This window comes from Verrucomicrobiota bacterium, from assembly GCA_016871675.1.
In the GTDB taxonomy this organism is placed as follows: Bacteria; Verrucomicrobiota; Verrucomicrobiia; order Limisphaerales; family VHCN01; genus VHCN01.
In genome coordinates this window covers 1-4264 of sequence record VHCN01000123.1, presented here as the reverse complement: position 1 = coordinate 4264, position 4264 = coordinate 1, and the positions used below count along the sequence as shown (strand labels likewise).

4 protein-coding genes are annotated in these 4264 nt (G+C 62.7%); all 4 read left to right on the top strand.

Going from position 1 to position 4264, the window contains the following annotated elements:
* Nucleotides 1-968, top strand: a 968-nt coding sequence (locus tag FJ386_15140; protein ID MBM3878021.1) for a hypothetical protein, incomplete at its 5' end; no start/stop codon positions are given.
* A 464-nt stretch (nucleotides 969-1432) separates the two neighbouring features.
* Nucleotides 1433-2581, top strand: coding sequence for a hypothetical protein (locus FJ386_15135; GenBank protein ID MBM3878020.1), 1149 nt, complete (start codon nucleotides 1433-1435; stop codon nucleotides 2579-2581).
* Nucleotides 2582-2823: 242 nt separating this feature from the next.
* Entirely contained in the window at nucleotides 2824-4011 is a 1188-nt protein-coding gene (locus FJ386_15130; protein MBM3878019.1) for a DUF4139 domain-containing protein, read from the top strand.
* A gap of 30 nt (nucleotides 4012-4041) precedes the next feature.
* Nucleotides 4042-4264 (top strand): hypothetical protein (locus tag FJ386_15125; GenBank protein ID MBM3878018.1); only part of this gene is annotated, 223 nt, incomplete at its 3' end.

Below are 4264 nucleotides of genomic sequence, written 5' to 3'. Positions count from 1 at the left end.
GCGGCGAATTCTTGCACTGGGCGCAGAAGACCCTGCTGGCGCCCGCGTGGCTCGCGCTTGCGCTGGTCGCGACGCAGGACCGCACGCATCCGTTCGGCGTCGGCTTGCACCCGGCATTTTATCCGATGGGCATTTATCGCTTGCTTGAGCGTGAAGTGCCCCAGCAGCGCATTTTCAACGACATGCGTTTTGGAGGGTCCATGCTTTGGTGGCTGTGGCCGAAGTTTCCACCGTTCATCGACGGTCGCGGGGACACATACACCCCGGAATTCTGGCAGCAGCAGTATCTCCCGGTGATTCAAGCCAAGCCGGATTGGCGCGCCCGGTTGGAGGCGTATGATATCGATGCCGTGCTCCTTCCGGTGCTGGCGCCCGGGCGAGTTCCTCGATTGGCGACTGCTTTGAAGGCAGACCCAGGCTGGGCGCTGGTGGCTTTCGATGAGAACGCGATCCTGTTTCTCAGGCGCACGGCGGCGAACGAGGCCGTCATCGCACGGACGGAGTTCCGGCACATCTGGCCGGGTGACTGGACGCTTGCTGGGATCACACCCGAGACCGCGGTCTCTTCCATTGCCGAGGCCAACCGAACTCTCCAGCTAGACCCGAAGAATCTGCTTGCAAGAACGGTGGTCGCGCGCGCTGCGCTTGTCACCGGCGACTATCCCGCTGCAGTGGAAATGCTCAGGGCTCTCGTTGAATTGCCAGGCAGCGGACCAAATTACTGGCGCGACCTCGGCTACGCGTTCATGAAGCTCGGGAGATTTGACGATGCTGAACAAGTCTTCGCGCACATGATACGCAAGGATCTTGCACGGGGTTACGCCTGGTTCATGAAGTTCCACATCGCGCTGCAGCGCAATGCCCGGACCGAAGCCGACCGGTGCCTGACGGAAGCACTAAACGCTGAACCACTCAATCCCGACTATCTCGCTGCTCGCATGAAGTTCGACGCTGCATTCAAGAAGTAGAGCGGTGTCCCGCACTTCACGTGGCCCGAGCTCCGGCGGGAGATCACTTTTGTCGGACCGGTTGCGTCCTACGACATTCGCTGGGCGAGCAATACTTTTGGCTCACGCTGTGGATCGACGATTCTTCAGGCGAAGCGATGCAACGGCACCGCCCTGAACAAGCCGCTGTTATCCGGTCTCGCGTGACCTCGCGGCTTGCTGCACGGTTGGGCTATCGGAACCGTCCAAGTCCGGACAGCGCAGACTGGGGCACGCCGTTTGTCGGTCCGCTTCGTCCTAAGTGTTTCGAAGCGGTCGACGCGATTCGCGACTTCCCTTCTCGGGCAACGCCAGCCGCTTGGCGCCGCCGGCGAATTCGCTTCCCAAAAGAACCCGGCTGGATACGATGCGCCTCCGAACAGCAACAACCCGTCCGGGCCATGAAGACTCTCACGTCCGCATCCCATCCAACCGCCAATCACTCCATGAACACCCTCGTCCGATTCCTCCACCGGTCCCTCTGGCTTTGCGCGGGACTCGCATTGAGCTTCTCGTTGGTCGCGTGCAAGAAGAAGGGTGAAGCCGGCGCAGGCACCGCGGGCACGGAGCCGCCGCCCGAGCAACCGAAGGAGGAACCGCCGGTCGAGATCAAGGTCAACTGGCAGGTCGGCAAGAAGCTCGTCGTGCGCAGCGAACTGCTTCAGGAAATGGAAGTCTCCAACCCAAACTTCCCCACGCCAATGAAGATGGATTCGCTCATGTCGCGCGATCTCTCGGTGGCCGTGCTCAAGGACCGCGAAGGTGGAGGACGCGAACTTGAAGTGGAGATCCTCGCCTACAAGACCGAGTCCAAGGCCGCCGGGCGTCTCACGGGCATTTTTGATTCCAAGTCCGATCCGAAGTCGGACATCACGAACCGGAACAGCGCGCCGCTGCGCAAACTCATCGGCGTGAAATTGAAATATCTCACCGATCCCTCGGGCAAAGTGGACCGCATCGAAGGCGCGCCGGAATTGCTGACCAAGCTCGTGACGGGCGCGCCAGCGACCGTGCAACCGGGCCTGCGCCTGATGTTCAGCGAGGAGAGCCTGAAGCAGTTGCTCCCCGCGGCAACGGGCCTTCCGGAAAAGCCGGTGAAACCCACCGAGACATGGCCGTTCACCACCACGACGGCGATTCCGCCGTTCGGCGCGCTCAGCATCGAGGTGACGAACACGTTCAAGGGCATGGAAGACCACGCCGGACGCAAGTGTGCGGCAATCGACCAGACCGGCACGATCACCATGCCCGCGCGCACCGGCCCCGCTGGCGCCACGCCCCCGACGATTGAAGAGGCGACTGTGACCGGCCAGACGTGGTTCGACCCGGCGCTCGGCATCATCGTCGAGTCTTTCGGCGACATGAGCTTTACATTCAAAGGTCCCGTGACCACGACGGTGAAGGCGAAGGCCGTCACCAAGCTCCTTCAAGTTTCCGACCTTGCCGGTGGCGGCGCGCAAGTCATCCCCGGCGCCGACACCAGGATGACCGCTCCGCCCGCGAGCGCATCCGCGCCGACTGGAATCGCTGCCGAAGGTGTGGCGAGGCCGCCCCAAGCCATGAAGCTCGACGGCGCCGCACCCGCGCGGAAGTAAGCGGCCGCCGCCGTAGCTGCGGCGACGCGGATCGTGGATGGCGGGGTGCAGGAGCGCACGCATATCCCATGCACCATTCACCATCGTCCATCCACCACTCACGCTCTTCACCCCACGCTGCCGGGAGCATTCCGCCAAACTCCCCGTCGAACTGCGGCGTGCAGACACAATTTGTTGGAACAACCTCCGCCGCGTCGGTTAGAACCACTTCTGCAATTCAACCCCAGTCCGGAGCCACTGCCATGAAGACCCGCCTCATCCTCGCCACGATCGCCGCCACGTTGCTCGCCGCCGCGCCCGCGCAGGCCCGCATCAAGCTCGTCGCCCTGCCCGAGCGCGCCCGCGTCGTCGTCGCGCTCTCCAACCCCACCGCCACGCTCGTCGAGGAGGAGCGCATCCTCACGCTCACCAAGGGCGTCAACAAGGTGGACTTTTCGTGGCGCGGCGTGAACATCGACGCCTCGAGCATCCAGGTGCGCATGCTCTCGCACCCCGCCGACGTCAAGCTCCTCAACACCAGCTATCCGCCGAACGAGAACGCGCTCATCTGGGAAATCGCCTCGCCCGCGGCGCAGGAAGAGCGCGTTCGCATCAGCTATCTCCTCAACGGTCTCGGCCGCGACATCGCCTATCGCGCCGTCGCCGAGCAGGACGAGAAGGCGCTCACGCTCCGCAATTACCTGCGCCTGAACAACGCGTCCGGCGAGGACCTCACCGACGCCGAGTTGTCCATCGGTTACGGCGCGCCGTTCAAGAAGTCCATCGCGCACGAGGAAGTCCTCGAGATGCTCAGCGAGCGCATCGAGAAGCTGCCCATCAAGAAGGTGCTCCGCTGGGATTCGCGCCAGCAGCCGTGGGATCCCGAGTATGAGAAGAAGACCGTCGGCATCCCGCTCAACTACATCATCAAGAACGACGAAGCCTCCAAGCTTGGCACGCACACGTTGCTGCCCGGCAAGGTCCGCATCTTCATCAAGACCAAGGACCAGGCCGCGGGCGAGGGTGAGGCGGCGGGCGAAGGCGTCGCGTTCACCGGCGAGGATTGGGGCCTGCTCACGCCCGTGGACCGCGAGATGAAACTCTACATCGGCCAGAGCCGCGAGGTGAAGGTCACCCAGCGCAAGATGAAAGACGACCGCGTCAACCTCCGCCGCAACAACCAGAATCAAGTCATCCTTTGGGATACGGACGAGGTGTTCAAAGTCGAGATCGAGAACTTCAAGAAGTCGCCCGTGGACATCGTCCTCGTTCAGCACATCCCCGGCTACTGGAAGATGAAGGAGTCCAGCCACAAGTATGAGAAGAAGGACGCCTTCACGATCGAATACGCGCTCACGTTGCCCGCCGAGAGCAAGGGCGACAAGAAGACGACCATCAGCTTCAACCTCGAGCACCTTAACGTGCAGGGCAATGAGCCGGCCAATTACTAGGCACCTGCTTCGCAAACCCACGGAGGCCCCATGAACACCCTGCGCTCGTTGGCTTCTGCGACGCTCGCGTCGCTTCTCCTCGCGCCGGCCGCTTCGGCGCGCATCAATGTCGTGACGCTGCCGGGACGCGACACGGTCCAGCTGACCATCTACAACTCCGCCGATCTCACGCTGGTGAAGGAGACGCGGGTGCTCACGTTCCGCAAGGGCATCAACAAGCTCGAGTTCTCGTGGGCCAACACGCTGATTGATC

Excerpts from the sequence above, each read along its gene's own strand:
- FJ386_15135 (MBM3878020.1), top strand. The coding sequence starts at position 1,433 with ATGAACACCCTCGTCCGATTCCTCCACCGGTCCCTCTGGCTTTGCGCG.
- FJ386_15130 (MBM3878019.1), top strand. The coding sequence starts at position 2,824 with ATGAAGACCCGCCTCATCCTCGCCACGATCGCCGCCACGTTGCTCGCC.